We start from the raw sequence: 19,067 nt of genomic DNA, 5'->3' as shown, positions 1-19,067 counted from the left end.
GCACCATGATCATTCCCGCTCTCGATTTAATAGACGGCACAGTGGTGCGCCTCCATCAGGGGGATTACGGTCAGCAACGCGATTACGGCAACGATCCGTTACCGCGCCTGCAAGATTACGAAGCGCAAGGCGCGCAGGTGTTGCACCTGGTCGATTTGACCGGCGCAAAAGACCCGGCAAAACGCCAAATTCCACTGATTAAAACACTGGTGGCTGGCGTCAATATTCCGGTTCAGGTCGGCGGTGGAGTCCGTACTGAAGACGATGTGGCCGCGCTGCTGGAAGCCGGTGTCGCCCGCGTAGTGGTGGGCTCAACAGCCGTTAAATCACCTGAAGTCGTAAAGGGCTGGTTTACGCGTTTTGGCGCGGATGCACTGGTACTAGCGCTGGATGTGCGTATCGATGAACAAGGCAACAAACATGTTGCGGTGAGTGGCTGGCAAGAGAACTCCGGCGTTTCGCTTGAAGAACTGGTGGAAACCTATCTACCCGTTGGGCTCAAGCACGTTCTGTGTACCGATATTTCTCGCGATGGCACGCTGGCGGGTTCGAACGTTTCGCTGTATGAGGAAGTTTGCGCACGTTTCCCGCAAGTGGCGTTCCAGTCATCCGGCGGCATTGGCGACATTAACGATATAGCCGCACTGCGTGGCACTGGCGTACAAGGTGTGATTGTTGGTCGCGCACTGCTGGAAGGGAAATTCAACGTAATGGAGGCGATTTCATGCTGGCAAAACGGATAATTCCTTGCCTGGACGTACGCGACGGGCAAGTCGTAAAAGGTGTGCAGTTCCGCAACCATGAAATCATCGGTGATATCGTGCCGCTGGCACAACGTTATGCTGCGGAAGGCGCAGACGAACTGGTGTTCTACGACATTACCGCATCAAGTGATGGCCGTGTGGTCAACAAAAGCTGGGTGTCGCGCGTGGCGGAAGTTATCGATATACCTTTCTGCGTGGCAGGCGGGATTAAGTCAATTGAAGATGCCGCGCAAATTCTCTCATATGGCGCGGATAAAATTTCCATCAACTCCCCTGCCCTGGCAGACCCGGAGCTAATCACTCGTCTGGCGGACCGTTTTGGTGTGCAGTGTATTGTGGTCGGTATCGATACCTGGTTTGATAGCGAAACCGGCAAATATCACGTCAATCAATATACCGGTGACGAAAGCCGTACGCGCGTAACGACGTGGGAAACGGTGGACTGGGTGCAGGAAGTGCAAAAGCGCGGGGCCGGGGAAATCGTGCTTAACATGATGAACCAGGATGGCGTGCGCAACGGCTACGACCTTGCGCAATTAAAGAAAGTGCGTGAAGTTTGCCACGTCCCGCTGATTGCTTCTGGTGGCGCGGGAACCATGGAACACTTCCTTGAAGCCTTCCGTGATGCAGATGTCGACGGTGCACTGGCTGCATCTGTGTTCCATAAGCAAATTATCAATATTGGTGAGTTGAAACTTTTTCTGGCTCAACAAGGCGTGGAGATAAGAGTGTGCTAACACAAGAACAAAGAGAAAAACTGGACTGGGAAAAAACCGCTGGCCTGATGCCGGTCATCGTCCAACACGCGAAATCTGGCGAAGTGTTGATGCTGGGATACATGAATGCGGAAGCGCTGGCACAGACTGAACAAAGCGGAAAAGTCACTTTCTTCTCCCGCACCAAACAGCGTTTGTGGACCAAAGGTGAAACCTCCGGAAACTTCCTGGGCGTGGTCAGTATTGCCCCAGATTGCGATAACGACACGCTGCTGATTCTGGTGAACCCAATTGGGCCAACCTGCCATTTAGGCACCTCAAGCTGCTTCGGTGAAACCCATCACGACTGGCACTTCTTGTATCAACTTGAGCAACTGCTGGCCTCGCGTAAGAGTGCAGACCCGGAAAGTTCGTATACCGCGAAACTATACGCAAGTGGAACCAAGCGTATTGCCCAGAAAGTGGGTGAAGAAGGCGTGGAAACGGCGCTGGCAGCAACGGTTAATGACCGCTTTGAGCTGAAGAATGAAGCATCTGATTTGGTCTATCACTTGCTGGTGCTCTTGCAGGATCAGGAACTGGATTTGAGTGCGGTGATTGAGAATTTACGGGAAAGGCATAAGTAGGTTTTGGACGTTTAGATGTGAAAAAGGCCGCTTACGCGGCCTTTTCTATAACTATCACTAATGCTTATACAACAGGCTTGTAATTACGCAATGCGTTACGACTAAGCACAACACCCGAGCCAAGAATCAGACCAACCAAAGCACCTAACACAAGCGTTAGTCCCTTTTTCGGGCTATCACGTCGAATAGGTAAACTTGGTTTCATCACGTAGCGAAACGCGTAAGTGGTATCTGGCTTAGATTTCAAAGCGCTAATCGCTAACAAAGTTTGGCGCGCATTGAAGTAAGACTCATCCAACGGCAATGGACGCGTCGCTTCGTTCTTTATAGTCGCAGAGAGCGCATCGCTACCCAGTACAAACAAGGTGTCTTCAGACAGCGTTTCAGCCTGCTGAACCAGGGTATTTTTGATGTTGGATTGCTGCGCAACAATCAATGCCTGATTCAGGATCTCCAGACGCTTGTCTTTGCGTTCCTGAGCAATTTTTTCTTTAGTTGCTAAATCTACTTTCAGATCGTCAACTTTAGAATTCATGCTGGTTTGCAAGTCATCATCCAGTTCAGTAACCACACGTTTGTTGATTTGCTGAATATAAGTTGTGAGCGTTTTTTGCGCATCTGCTGCACTCGTGGCTACATAACTTACTTTTAGTGGGACAGGTTGATCTTTAACGGATTGTTCGATAGTCAGTTTTTCAGGTTTTGCCTGATTATCTAACTGTTCTGACAATGCAGATAAAGCGGAATTAAAACGACTAAAGAAGCGCTGCTGAACTTCTACGTTTGAAGGAGCTGCTGGGCCATATAAAACGTTCATCGAATTGTTGTAGTTCGCTATTTGCCCCGAATCCGGCAATGTGATGATAGCTTCAGAGGTCCATTTCTCTTTAGCAACAAACAAATAGATCACTGCAAGAATAACGGTCGCTACAGCGAAAGCGATAATAGTCACTTTCCCTTTCCACAACTGCATTAAAAGATCAATCAAATCAATAGATTCTTCGTTGCTGTCGATGCGATTTTTTATCACATCATTGCTATTTTGATTCATGGTTACCCTAATCGAAATTGTTCAGAGAGGTAATTGTTTACAGCGCTAGTATAACAAGGGGTTATAAAAAAATTCGTTGAAAAGTATGTTTTTGTTTACAGCTCAAAACACCTTTCCGATGTTATTAAATTGTTACATTTACAACAATAGCATCAACTATACTCAGGATTAGCATAGAAAACCAGAGAGCTTATCTTAAAAAAAACGGTCCCCGAAAGGACCGCTGGATAAAACATCTATAGATAGATTTTAATCAAGCCATTCGGTATGGAACACACCTTCTTTATCAGTTCGCTTGTAAGTATGCGCGCCGAAGTAGTCACGCTGCGCCTGAATCAAGTTGGCAGGCAGAACTGCTGAACGGTAGCTATCGTAGTAAGAAATAGCTGCAGAGAAGGTCGGTGTTGGAATACCGTTTTGTACCGCGTAAGAAACTACGTCACGCAGCGCTTGCTGATACTCATCGGCAATCTGCTTGAAGTACGGTGCTAACAGCAAGTTGGCAATGGCTGGGTTTTCTGCATAAGCATCGGTGATTTTCTGCAGGAACTGGGCACGGATAATACAACCCGCACGGAAGATCTTAGCAATCTCGCCATAGTTGAGATCCCAGTTATTCTCTTCAGATGCGGCACGTAGTTGGGAAAAACCTTGAGCATAAGAAACTATTTTACCCAGATACAATGCGCGACGTACTTTCTCAGCGAATTCAGCTTTATCACCAGCAAATGGTTTAGCCTGCGGGCCACTAAGAACTTTAGATGCAGCAACACGCTGTTCTTTTAAAGAAGAGATATAGCGAGCAAAGACCGACTCAGTAATTAATGACAGAGGTTCACCCAAGTCCAGTGAACTCTGGCTAGTCCATTTACCCGTCCCTTTGTTAGCCGCTTCATCCAAAATCACATCAACCAGATATTTACCGTCTTCATCTTTCTTAGTGAAGATATCTTTGGTGATATCAATCAGGTAACTGCTCAGCTCACCTTTATTCCAGTCGGTAAAGGTAGAAGCAAGCTCTTCGTTAGACAGATTCAGGCCATGTTTCAGCAGAGAATAAGCTTCAGCAATAAGCTGCATATCGCCATATTCAATACCGTTATGAACCATCTTCACATAATGACCAGCACCATCCGCACCGATATAGGTCACACAAGGTTCGCCATCTTCAGCAACGGCCGCGATCTGTTTTAGAATTGGCGCAACCAATTCATAAGCGGCTTTCTGGCCGCCAGGCATGATGGATGGGCCTTTTAATGCGCCTTCTTCTCCACCAGATACACCGGTACCGATGAAGTTAAATCCTTCAGCAGACAGTTCACGGTTACGACGGATAGTATCCAGGAAGAAGGTGTTGCCACCATCAATCAGGATATCGCCCTTCTCAAGATATGGTTTGAGTGAATCAATGGTTTTGTCCGTGGCCTCACCAGCCTTAACCATCAACAGGATGCGGCGTGGAGTTTCTAGAGACTCAACAAACTCTTGCACCGTATAGTAAGGAACCAGCTTCTTACCCGGATTCTCAGCGATAACTTCTTCAGTTTTATCGCCTGAACGGTTGAACACGGAAACGGTATAACCACGGCTTTCGATGTTCAGCGCCAGGTTGCGCCCCATTACTGCCATACCGACGACGCCGATTTGTTGCTTGGACATTACAAACTCCTGTCTTTGGAAGGTTACTACGACTTCAACGCCGTACTAAATATTGTCTTGATGTTAACTCAGGTTTGTAGGGCCTGGGTAGAGTTTGATCTGCTCTAATAGCCTGCTGACGAACTATTATTCAGAGTCTAGAAAATTACTGAAGTAGCAATTTCATAATTTCAGCCGTTTTCTGTTCCATCAATTTAGTGTCCCCGCGCGATTCTACGTTCAGACGCACCACCGGCTCGGTGTTGGAGCTGCGCAGGTTAAAGCGCCAGTCGGCGAACTCCATGCTCACGCCATCGGTGTGGTCCACTTCCTGCGCGTGCGGTGCAAAATGCTGCTGCACACGGGCAATGGCGACTTTCGGGTCCTGCAGCTTGCTGTTGATTTCACCGCTCGCCGGCCAGGCCGCCATACGGTCGCGCACCAGTTCGCCCAAGGTTTTTCCTTTCTGGCACAGCAGCTCGGTCACCAGCAGCCACGGGATCATCCCGCTGTCGCAGTAAGCAAAATCGCGGAAGTAGTGATGGGCGCTCATTTCGCCGCCGTAAATCGCGTCTTCCTGGCGCATACGCTCTTTGATAAACGCATGACCGGTTTTCGACATCACCGGCGTGCCGCCTGCGCTCTCGACGATATCCACCGTGTTCCACGACAGACGTGGATCATGAATGATTTTCGCGCCCGGCTGTTTTTCGAGGAACGCCGCGGCCAGCAGGCCAACGATGTAATACCCTTCGATAAACTGCCCTTTCTCATCGAACAGGAAGCAACGGTCGAAATCACCGTCAAAGGCAATCCCCATGTCTGCGCCGTGTTCAATCACCGCATTACGGGTGTCGTCGCGGCATTCCGGTAATAACGGGTTCGGGATACCGTTCGGGAAATTGCCGTCCGGGGTGTTGTGGACTTTGATAAACGTCAGCGGCACGTTGAGCGCTTTAAAGCGCGCTTCGATAGCATCGACAATCGGGCCAGCCGCGCCGTTACCGGAGTTAATCACCAGTTTCAGCGGCTTGATGTTTTCCACGTTGATGTACGAGAACAGGTGGTCGATGTAAGCCTCAACCACGGAGATTTTCTGGTAGCTGCCGCGTTTAGCTGCATCAACCGGCGGGAAGTCATTGGCTTCGGCCAGGCGCTGTACATCGAACAGACCGGTATCGCCGCTGATTGGGCGGGCACCTTCGCGCACCAGTTTCATGCCGTTGTAGTCCATCGGGTTATGGCTGGCGGTCACTTCAATGCCGCCGTCCACGTTCAGATGCCAGGTGGCAAAATAGATTTCTTCGGTGCCGGACAAACCGATATCCAGCACGTCGACGCCTGCATCCTGCAACCCTTTCGCTAATGCCAGCTTCAGGGTTTCACTGGTCAGGCGCACATCGCCGCCCAGCACAATGGTTTTCGGTTTCAGGTATTCGCCATAAGCACGGCCAATTCGTTCGGCGATGTCTTCGTTCAGCTCTTCGCCCAGGCGGCCACGGATGTCGTAGGCTTTAAAACAGGTTAGTTTCTGTGTCATTTTCGCTCCCTGGAGCAACAGATTTCGTAGGTCGGATAAGCGCAGCGTCATCCGACAAAAGCTAAATGCGCCCGTACCGGTCCTGAAAACGCACAATGTCGTCTTCTTCGAGGTAAGTGCCGGAACGCACTTCAATCAGGTCGAGGGGGATTTTCCCGGGGTTTTCCAGGCAGTGCGTGACGCCCAGCGGAATGTAGATGGACTCGTTTTCGCCCAGCAGTTTCACTTCTTCACCCAGTGTCACTTTTGCGGTCCCCGCAACCACAATCCAGTGCTCGGCACGGTGATGGTGCATCTGCAAAGACAACCCCTCGCCCGGTTTAACGGTAATGCGTTTCACCTGATAGCGGTCACCGGAATCAATGGTGTCGTATTTACCCCACGGGCGATACACTTCGCGATGGTTGTGGTGTTCATGGCGACCACTTGCTTTAAGCTCCTCGACAATCTTTTTCACATCCTGAGCACAATTTCTATCGGCAACCAGCACCGCATCTTTGGTCTGCACCACTACTAAATCTTTCACGCCAACAGTGGTGACCAGGCCGGACTCGGCATAAATGAAACTGTTTTCGGTGTCGTGACTGATCACATCGCCGTGGTGCACGTTACCCTGCTGATTCTTGGTGCTGATTTCCCACAGCGATGACCAGGAGCCGACGTCACTCCAGCCTGCGTCCATCGGCACTACAACGGCGTCGGCAGTTTTTTCCATTACCGCGTAATCAATAGATTCGTCTGGACACGCCAGGAACGCCGCTTCATCGACACGTACAAAATCGAGATCCGGGTCGATGTTGGCCATAGCTTTTTCGCAGGCGCTGAGAATATCCGGGCGGAATTTTTTTAGCTCTTCGAGGTAGCGCCCGGCGCGGAACAGGAACATACCGCTGTTCCAGTAATATTCACCGCTGGCAACGTAGGCCTCCGCGGTAGTGATATCAGGTTTTTCGACAAATTCAGCAACTTCAAATCCTGAAATTAGACTTAAACCATCTAATGAATTACCACGCCGTATATAACCGTAACCAGTTTCTGGTTGAGTCGGAATAATACCAAAGGTCACCAGTTTTCCAGACTCCGCATATGGCAGCGCGTTCTGAACCACTTCACGAAATACCTCTTCATCCTGAATAACGTGGTCAGCAGCCAAGATTAATAATATTGGATCGTAATCAGCAGAATTACGCTGAGCTGCTAATGCGGCAAGTGTTATAGCTGGAGCAGTATTTCGCGCAACAGGTTCTAGAATGATATTCTTCGCTAACTTATTTAACTGCAGCAACTGCTCAGCCACAATAAATCTATGGGCTTCATTACATATTACAATCGGATTTTCTGAAATAAGAGGGAATAACCTATGCAGAGTCACCTGCAACATAGATTGATTATTAGTTAGATTCAAAAATTGCTTTGGATATTGAACTCGAGATAGTGGCCACAGGCGACTGCCTGTACCACCGGCAAGGATGACTGGGATCATAATAGCGACCTAATAATATGAATAAATAAAAATCAAAAAATCTATTGATTGAATAGGTGAAACTTATACTTGCAAATTAAAAAACGCATAATACTTTTAACATGCCAATAAAAATGTTTAGACCAAATACTTCTGTTGTTAAATTGAGCAAGATGAACAGCTGAAATTTGTGGAAAATATAAAACAGAAACATTATATCTAATTTTTGCTCTCCAGCAAATATCTACATCCTCACAGTACATGAAATACTTCTCGTTAAAACCACCTAGTTTAGAATAAAAATCAGAGTTAAAGATCAAAAAAGATCCAGCAGCCCAATCAACATAAACAGGTTCAGTAATTAAAGATTTATCAATAATACATTTATTTTTTTTAAAAAAGAAAGAACTAATAAAATCTAATGGACCTGGGAATTTTCTTATTGAATGATCATATTCTGTTTTATTTTCATCTCTATACAAATTTATAGTAGCTATTTTTGCATTAGTACTTTTCATTTCAGAAACCACTTCGAATACTGATTTGGCGGTAACATATATATCAGGATTCATAATGACAAAGAAATCTTCACCTGTCATCAATTTTGAATTAAGTTCAAAAACATCATTATTATTTGCACCAAAACCTTTTTTATCTTTGGATTTCAAATAACTGACGCCAATTTCTTCACTATAGGTTTCTAATTTTTTCTCCCCTATATTATCTTTAATGGTTATTTTTATATTGGGGCTTTGGGAAAGACATTTTACAGCCCCTAATTCTTTAATAAGTTCAAAATGTCCATGAGAAACAATTGAAACATAGATCATTACATGCAGCCTTAATCGATAATAGAATGAAATAATAATTCATACTGGCGCGACATCTCAGCGTCAGAAATTTTACTAAAATTTTGATGAGCGGGTACATTCTCAAAAATATTATTTGGAATATTTATTTTCATATCAGACAAATCAAACAAGTATATGCAATTATTATTTAGGAGGTGAGAAATCTCTGCATGAGAAGGAATATTACTTACAAAAAGAATACATCCTGAAGCATAAGCCTCTAAGAGAGCCAATGGGAAACCTTCAGACTCAGACGCAGATAAAAAAACATTCGCAATTTGGTAATAATTTACAGGAGACTCAATACTGCCTGTAAAAATATAACGAGCATCATGCTCAACAATTTTTCTACATTCACTATCAAGAGGACCATCACCAACAATAATTAATCTATCATTGGCGTTGAGTTGAAGTCGCTTCAGTAACCCTATTACATTCTTTCTTTTAGAAAGAGACCCACAATAAACAAGAATATTATCCTTATGGTCAAAGCCATACTGTACACGCAATTTTTCTTTTTCATCAGGATTTAACACCTTGAATTTCTCAAGGTTAACTCCATTTCTAATAACTGATTTATTGGGATTAATTTTTGCATTTTCAAGGATAACATCAACCGACTCAGCACATGACACAAGATGATTAAATCTACCAAGGATAAATGCATGAACATAGTACGCCATATGACCTACAAAAAAGCCAAATAAAGGTATATAGTCCTCAAGCAATCTATTATGCACAGTAGATATTTTTTTATTCTTAATAAAACAACAATATAGATCTGCAGTAATACCATGAGAATGAATTACATCCTGGGGATGTTTTTTTAAAATTTGATACAAGAATAAAATTCTTTTAAAAAAAGAATTTTCTTTAGTAAAATAAACTTCAACACCATAGTCAATAAACTCTGACAAAATTATATCATCAATGTTATCTGATAAACAAAAGATGGTATATTTGACACTTTTTCTTTTATTCACTAAAGTCCTGACAACATTCACTGGACCTTGGTTCTTTAGTCCTGAGAGTACTACTCCTACTTTAATTTTTTTCATTTTTAACTCATGCCCAAAATTGTTACATTTGGATGAACATTTGAAATGTACAAATCGTAAAACATTTGGAGAATAACTATTGCTAAAAATAGCATATAAGACAATGAAAGGTTTCTTTTATAGAAAAGCGCATAAATGATTAATACACTTTCCCCAGCAGTCAAGAAAGAAGATAGCCTGCCAGATAGAATCGCCATTTCACTAAATGCCGCCATGAAAAGCATACCAATTACATAGAGATTATATAAGGTAATGATTGCTTCCGACTTTAGCTCTCTACCAATATATTTATGAAGTAAAAAAATTATTAATAATCCTTTTATAAATACAGGATTTGTTACAACAGGAATTCTATAATCATATTCAGCCCAACCTATATAGGTTGAAATGCTAGAAGGTAATAGATTGTAATTTGCAAGTGTCGATAGAATAACACTCAAGCCATTTACGTATGAAAATAGCATTAGTACGACAAAAGCAAAAATAAACATCTTCACAGATATTACTTTTTTTCTAAGAAAAGGATAAATGATAGCAACAGCAAACGCACCTGAGTGAATTAGGCCAGCAATGCAAATTGCCAAGATACCTTTCTTATAGCTTTTAATATTTACAATAGAAAATAATATTATACTGACAGCTAAACCTGCTCGGATCTGTATCATATCTCTAACAAGAAATGCATGGCTTAGATAAAAAATTAGTGAAAGAAGAGGTAATATGCTAATTTTATTAAATGCTGACACTGTCAGTGTTATTGATAAAAAAGCAATAAAAAAAAGGAAAACCTGAAATGAAATACCAATTGTTTTAAATAATGAGGATAGATAAAGATAACCTACTTCCCCATGTATATCACGTATTGAAGTTAAACTAAAATCGTATACCATAGGCACCGATTCATACATTTCCTTATACGCATAATAATCACTATCGTTTGCCCTTAAACCGGCTATAAAAACCATTAGTACCGCTAGCAATATTAACAATACACAACTAAAAACGTCACGTTTAGATGAGGAAAATAGAGATAATATAATCCCAAAAAACATAAGAGAAAATAGTATATAATCCTTAATCATTCCTTTACATTCTCATTAAGAAAATCATTTATTTTTGTAATAAAACTTTCGTCTGTATCCTTATCACCATATATGCAAAGCGCAGATTCTATACCTTTTGATGCGAATTTTGTAGTAATTACTGGTATGCCTTTCTGTACTGCCTCTAATATTTTAATTTTAATACCGGTCCCAGTAATTATAGGAGCTAATACACATATACAGGATGAACTAAGTTTATTGAACTGTGCACCATTCAATTCTCCTGTAAAGTGAAAATTTCCATCTGCCGAAATCATGTGAACTCTTTCGACAGATGCTCTACCAGTAACAAAAATATCAATTTTTTTATTTATAAATGGGTAAATATCTTTTACAAACCACTTCAGCCCATAATAGTTTTGGGAAAACTCTATGCTACCAGGTATTAATATAAAAGGTTTTTTATAATTGGGTTCACGCTGAATTTTATTCACTAATAAGTGATTTGAGGCCAGCTTGCATAATTTTTTATCAAAATTAAAATTCGAAATGTACCAATCACGATCTTCTTTTGTCAAAAAAATATATTCATTAATTTTATTTCTACTTAATAGTTTTTTCTCACGACTAAAAATTTTAATAGCGTCATTTAGAAATATAATTTTTTTTAGCGATAATGGCTGAGATTTATACATTTCCCAAAAAAAGTTTCTCACGACATCATGGAAAATGCAAGTAAGTACGAAATTGCTATTTAGAGGTAAAGCATTGAGTGCCCATAAAGATTCTGCTGTAACAATGTCTGGCCTTTCAGTATCAATAATTCTTTCTATGCTTTCTCTAAGTAATACATCCTCGTATAATTGCTCAAATCTGGTCTTCGTCGTCATCAGACTCAGGATTTCTTTTTTAAAAGTACGCTTCGAAGGGTACACATCATAAAAAGACAGTCCTGAAAGTTTATCGGGAACAAGGTTATCTGTATTGTTCCTTTCAGATTCCATTATAATTTGAACAACAACAACATCATGTCCCAATTCCACGTATTCGTCAATTCGACCCAACACTGAGTTTTTATAACCGCTGTTCATTGGAAAAATAGGAGCCGTTGTTACAACTAAAATTTTCGACATTTAAACCAAGCCTATACAAAAGAATCAGAAATAAAACTTATACTACAAAGATATTAGGCATAACCGATAGCCGTTCATCTAACCTATAATGTTTTATTCATGCTTACGCTTACTAATTGCTGATATATTTTTTTAGCAGTTAAAAATAACCAACACTGAAACTTATTTATTGTTTTGTATTTCACATTTTTTTAAAAAGAAGTAACACTTGCATCGAAGAATAAGAAATAAAAGAATATTTTTATATGTTTTTTTATAAAACTCTGGGGAACTCCAGATAAAATTAAATAATAATTCATCCCTTTCTTTTAATGATTTAAGGCATGATTCCGAAACATTTATTAATCCTTTCTTTTGTATGTCATCTCTAAGCATATGGTTTTTTTCGATGAACGAATGTATAACTTCTGGCCTCATAGATTCATTAACTCTCACTCGATAAATTGATATTTTTTCTGGGAAAAAGTTAATCCCCCCATAGTTAACCACCCATCGAATCCAAAAATCATAATCGGCTATTGGGTAAAGATTCTCGTCAAAACCATTTATCAATAATGCTTTATCTCTTTCAAAGACAACACCTAATGTTCCTATAAATTGATTTGCAAAGAAAAAATCCCTTAATTCAAGAAAACTTTTTGCTTTCTCTCTTTTCATAAATTGGAATCTTTTTTTCAAACATTCATATATAGGATTTACGTTTTGTTTTTTATCAACAAGTCTTTCATCTAAGGTCTCCCAAGAATACCCAAATGCAGAACATCCTAGATGAATAGCCTCCTCCACCTTTTGACTAAAACAAGTTCGAAGTAGATCATCATCATGGAGTATTGTTATATATTTACCAGTAGCCAAAGCTAAGCATTGGTTCCAATTACCAAACATGCCGTAATTCTCAGAATTTTTGTAATATTTGAATGATTCATTCAAAAATTCATCCATTTCATTTATAGCTAGCTCATCTTCATCGGGATTGTTATCAATAACTATGACTTCTACATTTAGAAAAAAAGCATTTGCAAAAACACTTCTCATAGTTTCTTTTAGGAGATCAAATCTTTTAAATGTTGGGATAGCTATTGTTAGAATAATATCACTGCTATCTTTCGATGTATTAATCAAACAACGATTAGGTTTTATATTTATCATGCGTAAAAAACTCCCTATAAACAACCAATGGCCACTTCCAGTTATTATACATAAGTTGAACAGAACCCTGCGCAACAATTACAGCAACAAGACCTAGAGATGTGTATTTGAGTAATGCATATGAAGATATTACTATTAACACACCGGAAATAAGTGCTGGTTTTACGAATGGAATCTTATTTTTTGTTGTTAAAATCGTAGCACAAAGCGAATGAAGTAACTCAAGAAAATATACCCCTCCCAAAATAAGTAAGTATTTATCAGGAAGGAAGCCTACTTTTGCATGAAAAACTTTAATGATATAATCAGATAAAAAATAAAAAAACAAAAATCCAGATAAATAAATCCCTGCTGAAACAGATAGTATTTTTATAATTAATTCGCGTGAATTGATTATATCACCTCTCATAACAAATCTTGATAAATCAGGAATTTTAATAGAAATATACACATTACCTACAGCTAACAACGCCATATATACCTGTAAAGTGAATGTATATTCACCAGCAATTGCGAGCGGTAGAAATGCTGCAGCAATTAATACTGTAGCGCGACTTATCATAAAACTGCCAATACTTACTGTCCCAAGCTTAACTGTATTATGAGCTATATAAGGTATTGTAGATTCATCTTGAGCCGTAAATTTTTTAGCTTCAATAATGTACGAATTACGATTATAGTAATGTGAAATAACAAGTCTATTAATAAGCACAGAAAAAACAAAAGCTAAAGAGAAACCTATTAAGCCAGGCCAATATAAAGCAACAATGATTGTTGCAATCAACCAAGATATGCGCCCAGCTATATTAGAGTAATAAGCATGTTGTATTACCCCTACTCCGCATAATACAGGAGTGTAGTACAAATAATACAAATTCAATAAAAGCCCAGTTGAATATATCAACCACGCCACTAATATTTCGCACTTCATTCCTGATGGTGAAATTAGAAAGAAATAACCTCCACCACCAATTGCTATTATGAAAAATGCGAAAAAAGTTATATACGCATATATATTTTTAACATCTTTAAGAAGTCTTGATAACAGCGGATATGATATTTTAGAATCATGCTCAAAATTTGAAATACCATCTTTTGTTAATTTTTTCGCGCCACCAATTACATAGCTAATATTACGAATTGTTGTCGGTGAAAGCCCAAAGTCAAAAAGGCTAATTAATACCATCATTGATAAAAATATTATCCAAATACTTCCTTTATCAACACTAATATATTTCAGTCCAATAATTGTAATTATAAATGGTGTAACCATATTAAAAAATTGATTAAATAGCCCAATTAATAATTGGCTATATTTTTTTAACATTACAGCTATGTTCATTGAATGCCACAGTGGTTAAGATCTGTTAGAAATTTTAAGGCCATCCAAGAGCGATATCTGGGGGGACCAACCTGGTAAGGTGTTGAGATTTTCCGCAGGGTACATAACCTCACGCTCTCTGTATTCACGCCCCCCCCAGATAATATTTAAATTGCAATTGTTCGCACTTTCGTATACAGATACTAACTCCATAAGAGATATTTTTTCATCGTTCATTAGCCCATACTGAATATTATATCCAAGATCCCGTTCAATAATATCATCTACAGCGATATGAAATGCACGACAAATATCATTAACATGTACCAAACTAATTTTTTGTTGACCTGGAGACATCTCTAATTTTTCCTGAGAAGTCGCAAGTCGATCTAATAAAGATATAAGCTTTCCTCTGTTATCCTGGGGCCCATAGGAATCATATATTTTAAGCGTAATGCTTTTAATTTTATTTGTGTCAGTATAATACTTAATAATATCTTCAAATGCTTGTTTAGTTGCTGCGTATAAGTTGACTGGATTATAGCTCTCTGAATTATAATGCTGCCATGATGTTCCTGTATTGATAAAATTCTTAACCCCGGCGAGACACATCGCTTCAAGTAATTGCGTAGGGAAGATAATATTACTTGATATTAAATCATCAATATCATCATAGTTATGTACTGCCAGAAATTTTGATGCTATATGAACTACTATTTCGGGTTTGACATCAAAAACAATATCTTTGATCGATGATTGCGAAAGAAGATAATACTTTATTTTATTCTCGTTCAACAAATGCACATTTTCAGGTAATTTTCTAACAACAGAGTGAATATCGTGTCCGGAATTTGCAAGAAATTCAGCAGTTTTTTGGCCAATATATCCTGTAGTACCCGTCAAAAGTATTTTCATTTTTAATCTCAAAATGGATTATTAAAATCAGTATAGCTCGTATGTTTTAAATCCCTATCAGAAATTATGGGGGATTTTACTGGCCACTTAAATCCAAAACTGTCCCACGAAATACCGGCATCTTTAATTGGGTTATGAACAGTACTGGTTTTATAAACCATCAGACTATTATCTTCGAGAGATAAAAAACCATGTGCTATACCACTTGGCAAGAATAAACTCCTGGCATTCATCGCAGATAGTTCAATTGCGAGATATTGTCCAAATGTTTTAGAGTCTTTCCGAATATCTAAAAAGACATCTAATACAGAGCCGTTTGCACAATAAACTAATTTATCATGATCACTTGGTGGTAACTGAAAATGCATTCCTCTAATTACATCTTTCTTTGAAAAGGAATAAAATTCTTCGGCAATTTTCATATCAATACCAAGTTCACTAAAAATCGCTTCATGATATGTTTTTACGAAACTTCCTCTTGCATCACCAAACTTTGGTGATTCAATCAAAAAACAACCTGGTATCTGTAATTCTGTAATTTTCATTTAAATAAATAAGAGAGTTTCCACTCTCTTATCCTTAGTATATGTAATTAGAAATTCAAACCAAAGAACTCTTCGAACTTGCTGACAACATAATCTAAATGTTCAGTTGTCAGGCCCGGATAAATACCAATCCAGAAAGTTTGATTCATAATACGGTCGGTATTAGTTAACTCACCAACTACACGATATTTCACATTTTCGAAATATGGCTGGCGGGTCAGATTACCAGCAAACAATAAGCGGGTACCGATTTTGGCGTCGTCAAGAAACTTAACTAAATCAACACGGTTCACACCACTAGTTTCTTTTAGTGTGATAGGGAAACCAAACCATGATGGTTCAGATTTCTCGGTTGCTTCAGGCAGTTCCAGGAATTCTACGCAAGACTGTAAACCCTGTTTCAGGTAGGCGAAATTCTCTTTACGTTTTTGAACGAACTCTTCTACACGTTCTAACTGCGCAAGACCACAAGCTGCCTGCATGTCAGTAATTTTGAGGTTATAGCCAAGATGAGAATAGGTATATTTGTGATCATAGCCATGTGGTAATGATCCTAATTTCTGCTCAAAGCGTTTACCGCAAGTGTTATCACAACCAGGTGCGCAATAACAATCACGGCCCCAGTCACGGAAAGATTCAATCAGCTTTTTCAGTTCACCTGATTTAGTAAATACCGCACCACCTTCACCCATAGTAATATGGTGTGCAGGATAGAAGCTTACTGTTCCGATATCACCGAAAGTTCCCACCATTTGACCATCGTAGGTTGTACCCAACGCATCACAACAATCTTCAATCAACCATAAATTGTATTTATCAGCAATACGGCGCACTTCTGTTAGATTAAATGCGTTACCCAAAGTGTGGGCAATCATAATTGCTTTAGATTTGTCAGTGACAGCAGCTTCAATCAGCGAAGCATCAATGTTGTAAGTTGGGATATCAACATCAACAAATACTGGAATCAAACCGTTCTGGATGGCTGGGTTAACTGTAGTTGGGAAACCAGCAGCAACGGTAATCACTTCATCGCCTGGTTTAAGGGCACGATCGCCTAATTTTGGTGAAGTCAGCGCGGTTAATGCCAGCAAGTTAGCAGATGAACCAGAAGTTGTGGTCAATACATACGGAACACCAATGAATTCACCCAGTTTCTTTTCAAATGCGTCATTGAAGCGACCGGTTGTTAACCAACCATCTAATGAAGCCTCAACCATCAGTTGCAATTCTTTCGCGCCAATAACTTTACCTGATGGCGGTACGACGCTGGCACCTGCAACAAAAGGTTTAGGACTCAATGCTTCATCAGCGTACTGGGCAACGAGTTGGGATATTTGTTCACGCAGGTTATTTACTGTCATTGCTCTGGTTCCTGTTACTAATAAACTTAACTTAAAGAAGAGGATGTCATGTAGTCATGAATTTCGCGTTTTGTGCAAGCCAGCATATCTTCGCCGTTTCTCCACGCTTTATGCCATTCGACGATGCGACCCAATGTTTCCACCAGCCCCCAGCGGGGTTGCCAGCCTAAACGCATGCGCGCCTTCGAGCAATCTAATTTCAGATAATGGGCTTCATGGGGGTGGTCTTTACCGTCAAGTTGCCAGCTTGCGTCTTCACCCCAAAGTTTCACTACTGTATCGACAATAAACTCAACAGGTTGTGCATCATCTTCGCGTGGCCCAAAATTCCATCCCTCTGCAAATTCAACACCATCGTTAAACAGGTGCTGAGCAATAAGGATGTAGCCAGAAAGTGGCTCAAGCACATGCTGCCATGGGCGAATGGAATGCGGATTACGAATTACGACGGACTGGTGATTTTCGCACGAACGGAGGATATCCGGGATCAATCGATCTTTTGCCCAATCACCGCCACCTATAACATTACCCGCTCTTACCGAAGCAAGTGCGACACCATGTTTTGCATACTGAGTTGGATTAAAGAAAGAACTGCGATATGCGGCAGCAACGAGTTCGGCACATCCTTTGCTATTGGAGTAAGGATCATACCCCCCATAGCTTCATGCTCACGGTAACCCCACACCCATTCACGATTTTCATAACATTTATCGCTGGTGATGTTTACTACAGCCTTCACTCCGCCCGTCTGCTTAACAGCTTCAAGCAAATGGACTGTTCCCATCACATTAGTCGAGTAGGTTTCAATTGGCTCATCATAGGACAAACGAACCAACGGCTGTGCCGCCATATGAAAAACAATTTCTGGCTTAAATGCCTGCATTGAATTGCGAAGTTGTTCGAAGTCTCTGATATCACCAATCTCAGACTCCATGACATCGCCAATTTTTGCCATTTCGAACAGACTCGGTTCGGTAGGTGCTTGCAGCGAGTAGCCTTTTAATTCAGCACCCATCTCTGCCAGCCAAAGCGATAACCAGCTGCCTTTAAACCCAGTATGGCCGGTAATAAATACTCGCTTACCCTGCCAAAAATTCTTATCGATCATTCAATTACTCCCAGCGCTTCCAGGGGGCATTGCCCTTTTCCCAAAGCTCTTCAAGGTAGATTTTATCGCGTAATGTGTCCATTGGCTGCCAGAAGCCGGTATGCTCGTAGGCCATCAATTCACCTTGCTCGGCAAGCTTCATCAGAGGTTCCTGTTCCCAGGTTGACGCATCATTATCGATTAAGTCGATGACTGATGGGTGAAGAACAAAGAAACCACCATTAATCAATGCGCCATCACCCTTTGGTTTTTCCTTGAAGGAGTGAACCTGGCGATCACGGATATCCAGTGCACCAAAGCGGCCTGGTGGATATGTAGCAGTCAATGTAGCTTTCTTACCATGCGCACGATGGAATTCGATCGTTGCGGAAATATCGACATCAGCCACACCATCACCATAGGTGAAAAGGAAAGCTTCGTCATTTTTGACATATTCAGCTACACGTTTCAAACGGCCACCAGTCATGGAAGAATCACCGGTATCAACCAGGGTGACATTCCATGGTTCAACACGTTTATGATGTACTTCCATACGGTTTTCAGCCATGTGGAAAGTCACATCTGACATATGCAAGAAATAGTTTGCGAAATACTCTTTAATGACATATCCCTTATATCCACAACAAATAATGAAATCACGAATTCCATGAGAGGAATACATTTTCATAATATGCCACAGAATAGGTTTACCACCGATTTCAACCATCGGTTTTGGTTTTAAAACTGTTTCTTCGCTTAGACGAGTCCCAAGCCCACCTGCCAAAATCACCGCTTTCATGTCTAACC

Annotated in this window: 17 protein-coding genes and 1 pseudogene; 3 read left to right on the top strand and 15 right to left on the bottom strand. The window is 40.8% G+C overall.

The genetic code is table 11. The annotated features are described in order from the left end of the window. Positions 1-5 precede the first annotated feature (5 nt). Genes hisA through hisIE form a run of 3 tightly spaced genes read left to right on the top strand, consistent with a single transcriptional unit; the run spans position 6 to position 2,106 of the window. Positions 6-743: a 1-(5-phosphoribosyl)-5-[(5-phosphoribosylamino)methylideneamino]imidazole-4-carboxamide isomerase gene (gene hisA, locus D8682_RS24115; protein ID WP_064545274.1), complete on the top strand. Its 738-nt coding sequence runs from the start codon at positions 6-8 to the stop codon at positions 741-743. Beyond that, on the top strand, positions 725-1,501 hold the full coding sequence (hisF, locus tag D8682_RS24110; protein WP_121815328.1) for an imidazole glycerol phosphate synthase subunit HisF: 777 nt from the start codon (positions 725-727) through the stop codon (positions 1,499-1,501). Before hisA ends, hisF begins: the two co-directional genes overlap by 19 nt. Beyond that, positions 1,495-2,106 carry a bifunctional phosphoribosyl-AMP cyclohydrolase/phosphoribosyl-ATP diphosphatase HisIE gene (gene hisIE, locus D8682_RS24105; protein WP_121815327.1) on the top strand — a complete coding sequence of 204 codons (612 nt, stop codon included), beginning with the start codon at positions 1,495-1,497 and terminating at the stop codon, positions 2,104-2,106. The genes hisF and hisIE overlap by 7 nt, the downstream gene beginning before the upstream one ends. 64 nt (positions 2,107-2,170) lie before the next feature. Here hisIE and wzzB read toward each other — a convergent pair whose 3' ends face one another. The 15 genes and pseudogenes from wzzB to rfbF all read right to left on the bottom strand — a co-directional run bounded on the left by wzzB (position 2,171) and on the right by rfbF (position 19,059). Beyond that, positions 2,171-3,157, bottom strand: a complete 987-nt coding sequence (wzzB, locus tag D8682_RS24100) for an LPS O-antigen chain length determinant protein WzzB (RefSeq protein WP_121815326.1) — start codon at positions 3,155-3,157, stop codon at positions 2,171-2,173. Positions 3,158-3,406: 249 nt separating this feature from the next. Continuing rightward, entirely contained in the window at positions 3,407-4,816 is a 1,410-nt protein-coding gene (gene gndA, locus D8682_RS24095; protein WP_121815325.1) for an NADP-dependent phosphogluconate dehydrogenase, read from the bottom strand. A 145-nt stretch (positions 4,817-4,961) separates the two neighbouring features. Next, on the bottom strand, positions 4,962-6,335 hold the full coding sequence (gene cpsG / locus D8682_RS24090; RefSeq protein WP_121815324.1) for a colanic acid biosynthesis phosphomannomutase CpsG: 1,374 nt from the start codon (positions 6,333-6,335) through the stop codon (positions 4,962-4,964). 61 nt (positions 6,336-6,396) lie between these two features. Continuing rightward, complete coding sequence (cpsB, locus tag D8682_RS24085) at positions 6,397-7,818, bottom strand: mannose-1-phosphate guanyltransferase (RefSeq protein WP_121815323.1); 1,422 nt, start codon at positions 7,816-7,818, stop codon at positions 6,397-6,399. A gap of 41 nt (positions 7,819-7,859) precedes the next feature. Beyond that, positions 7,860-8,627: a glycosyltransferase family 2 protein gene (locus D8682_RS24080; RefSeq protein ID WP_121815322.1), complete on the bottom strand. Its 768-nt coding sequence runs from the start codon at positions 8,625-8,627 to the stop codon at positions 7,860-7,862. 11 nt (positions 8,628-8,638) lie between these two features. Beyond that, positions 8,639-9,706: a glycosyltransferase gene (locus D8682_RS24075; protein ID WP_121815321.1), complete on the bottom strand. Its 1,068-nt coding sequence runs from the start codon at positions 9,704-9,706 to the stop codon at positions 8,639-8,641. A gap of 2 nt (positions 9,707-9,708) precedes the next feature. After that, on the bottom strand, positions 9,709-10,788 hold the full coding sequence (locus D8682_RS24070) for an EpsG family protein (protein WP_121815320.1): 1,080 nt from the start codon (positions 10,786-10,788) through the stop codon (positions 9,709-9,711). Further along, positions 10,785-11,882, bottom strand: coding sequence for a glycosyltransferase (locus D8682_RS24065; protein WP_121815319.1), 1,098 nt, complete (start codon positions 11,880-11,882; stop codon positions 10,785-10,787). Before D8682_RS24065 ends, D8682_RS24070 begins: the two co-directional genes overlap by 4 nt. Before the next feature lie 162 nt (positions 11,883-12,044). Further along, positions 12,045-13,031 carry a glycosyltransferase family 2 protein gene (locus D8682_RS24060; RefSeq protein WP_238392792.1) on the bottom strand — a complete coding sequence of 329 codons (987 nt, stop codon included), beginning with the start codon at positions 13,029-13,031 and terminating at the stop codon, positions 12,045-12,047. Continuing rightward, positions 13,012-14,373: an O-unit flippase-like protein gene (gene wzx / locus D8682_RS24055; protein ID WP_162303045.1), complete on the bottom strand. Its 1,362-nt coding sequence runs from the start codon at positions 14,371-14,373 to the stop codon at positions 13,012-13,014. The genes D8682_RS24060 and wzx overlap by 20 nt, the downstream gene beginning before the upstream one ends. A gap of 15 nt (positions 14,374-14,388) precedes the next feature. Further along, a complete protein-coding gene (locus tag D8682_RS24050) occupies positions 14,389-15,267 on the bottom strand; it encodes an NAD(P)-dependent oxidoreductase (RefSeq protein ID WP_121815317.1) in 879 nt (292 codons plus the stop codon). Between the two features lie 8 nt (positions 15,268-15,275). Next, the gene (gene rfbC / locus D8682_RS24045) at positions 15,276-15,812 is read right to left on the bottom strand and encodes a dTDP-4-dehydrorhamnose 3,5-epimerase (RefSeq protein ID WP_238392791.1); all 537 of its coding nucleotides are present in this window, start codon (positions 15,810-15,812) and stop codon (positions 15,276-15,278) included. Positions 15,813-15,859: 47 nt separating this feature from the next. Beyond that, a complete protein-coding gene (gene rfbH / locus D8682_RS24040; protein WP_121815316.1) occupies positions 15,860-17,173 on the bottom strand; it encodes a lipopolysaccharide biosynthesis protein RfbH in 1,314 nt (437 codons plus the stop codon). Positions 17,174-17,199: 26 nt separating this feature from the next. Continuing rightward, positions 17,200-18,281: pseudogene (gene rfbG, locus D8682_RS24035) on the bottom strand (CDP-glucose 4,6-dehydratase). A 4-nt stretch (positions 18,282-18,285) separates the two neighbouring features. Beyond that, complete coding sequence (gene rfbF / locus D8682_RS24030) at positions 18,286-19,059, bottom strand: glucose-1-phosphate cytidylyltransferase (protein ID WP_121815315.1); 774 nt, start codon at positions 19,057-19,059, stop codon at positions 18,286-18,288. Positions 19,060-19,067 lie beyond the last annotated feature (8 nt).

Source organism: Buttiauxella sp. 3AFRM03 (assembly GCF_003675305.1).
GTDB classification, from domain to species: Bacteria; Pseudomonadota; Gammaproteobacteria; order Enterobacterales; family Enterobacteriaceae; genus Buttiauxella; species Buttiauxella ferragutiae.
The sequence above is the reverse complement of the archived record's forward strand: the minus strand, read 5'-3'. Positions and strand labels throughout refer to the sequence as shown.

Coding starts and splice junctions, on each gene's coding strand:
- cpsG (WP_121815324.1), bottom strand. CDS start 6,335: ATGACACAGAAACTAACCTGTTTTAAAGCCTACGACATCCGTGGCCGC.
- rfbC (WP_238392791.1), bottom strand. CDS start 15,812: ATGAAAATTACAGAATTACAGATACCAGGTTGTTTTTTGATTGAATCA.
- rfbF (WP_121815315.1), bottom strand. CDS start 19,059: ATGAAAGCGGTGATTTTGGCAGGTGGGCTTGGGACTCGTCTAAGCGAA.
- D8682_RS24050 (WP_121815317.1), bottom strand. CDS start 15,267: ATGAAAATACTTTTGACGGGTACTACAGGATATATTGGCCAAAAAACT.
- gndA (WP_121815325.1), bottom strand. CDS start 4,816: ATGTCCAAGCAACAAATCGGCGTCGTCGGTATGGCAGTAATGGGGCGC.
- D8682_RS24080 (WP_121815322.1), bottom strand. CDS start 8,627: ATGATCTATGTTTCAATTGTTTCTCATGGACATTTTGAACTTATTAAA.
- rfbH (WP_121815316.1), bottom strand. CDS start 17,173: ATGACAGTAAATAACCTGCGTGAACAAATATCCCAACTCGTTGCCCAG.
- hisF (WP_121815328.1), top strand. CDS start 725: ATGCTGGCAAAACGGATAATTCCTTGCCTGGACGTACGCGACGGGCAA.
- D8682_RS24060 (WP_238392792.1), bottom strand. CDS start 13,031: ATGATAAATATAAAACCTAATCGTTGTTTGATTAATACATCGAAAGAT.
- hisA (WP_064545274.1), top strand. CDS start 6: ATGATCATTCCCGCTCTCGATTTAATAGACGGCACAGTGGTGCGCCTC.
- D8682_RS24070 (WP_121815320.1), bottom strand. CDS start 10,788: ATGATTAAGGATTATATACTATTTTCTCTTATGTTTTTTGGGATTATA.
- D8682_RS24065 (WP_121815319.1), bottom strand. CDS start 11,882: ATGTCGAAAATTTTAGTTGTAACAACGGCTCCTATTTTTCCAATGAAC.
- cpsB (WP_121815323.1), bottom strand. CDS start 7,818: ATGATCCCAGTCATCCTTGCCGGTGGTACAGGCAGTCGCCTGTGGCCA.
- wzzB (WP_121815326.1), bottom strand. CDS start 3,157: ATGAATCAAAATAGCAATGATGTGATAAAAAATCGCATCGACAGCAAC.
- wzx (WP_162303045.1), bottom strand. CDS start 14,373: ATGAACATAGCTGTAATGTTAAAAAAATATAGCCAATTATTAATTGGG.
- D8682_RS24075 (WP_121815321.1), bottom strand. CDS start 9,706: ATGAAAAAAATTAAAGTAGGAGTAGTACTCTCAGGACTAAAGAACCAA.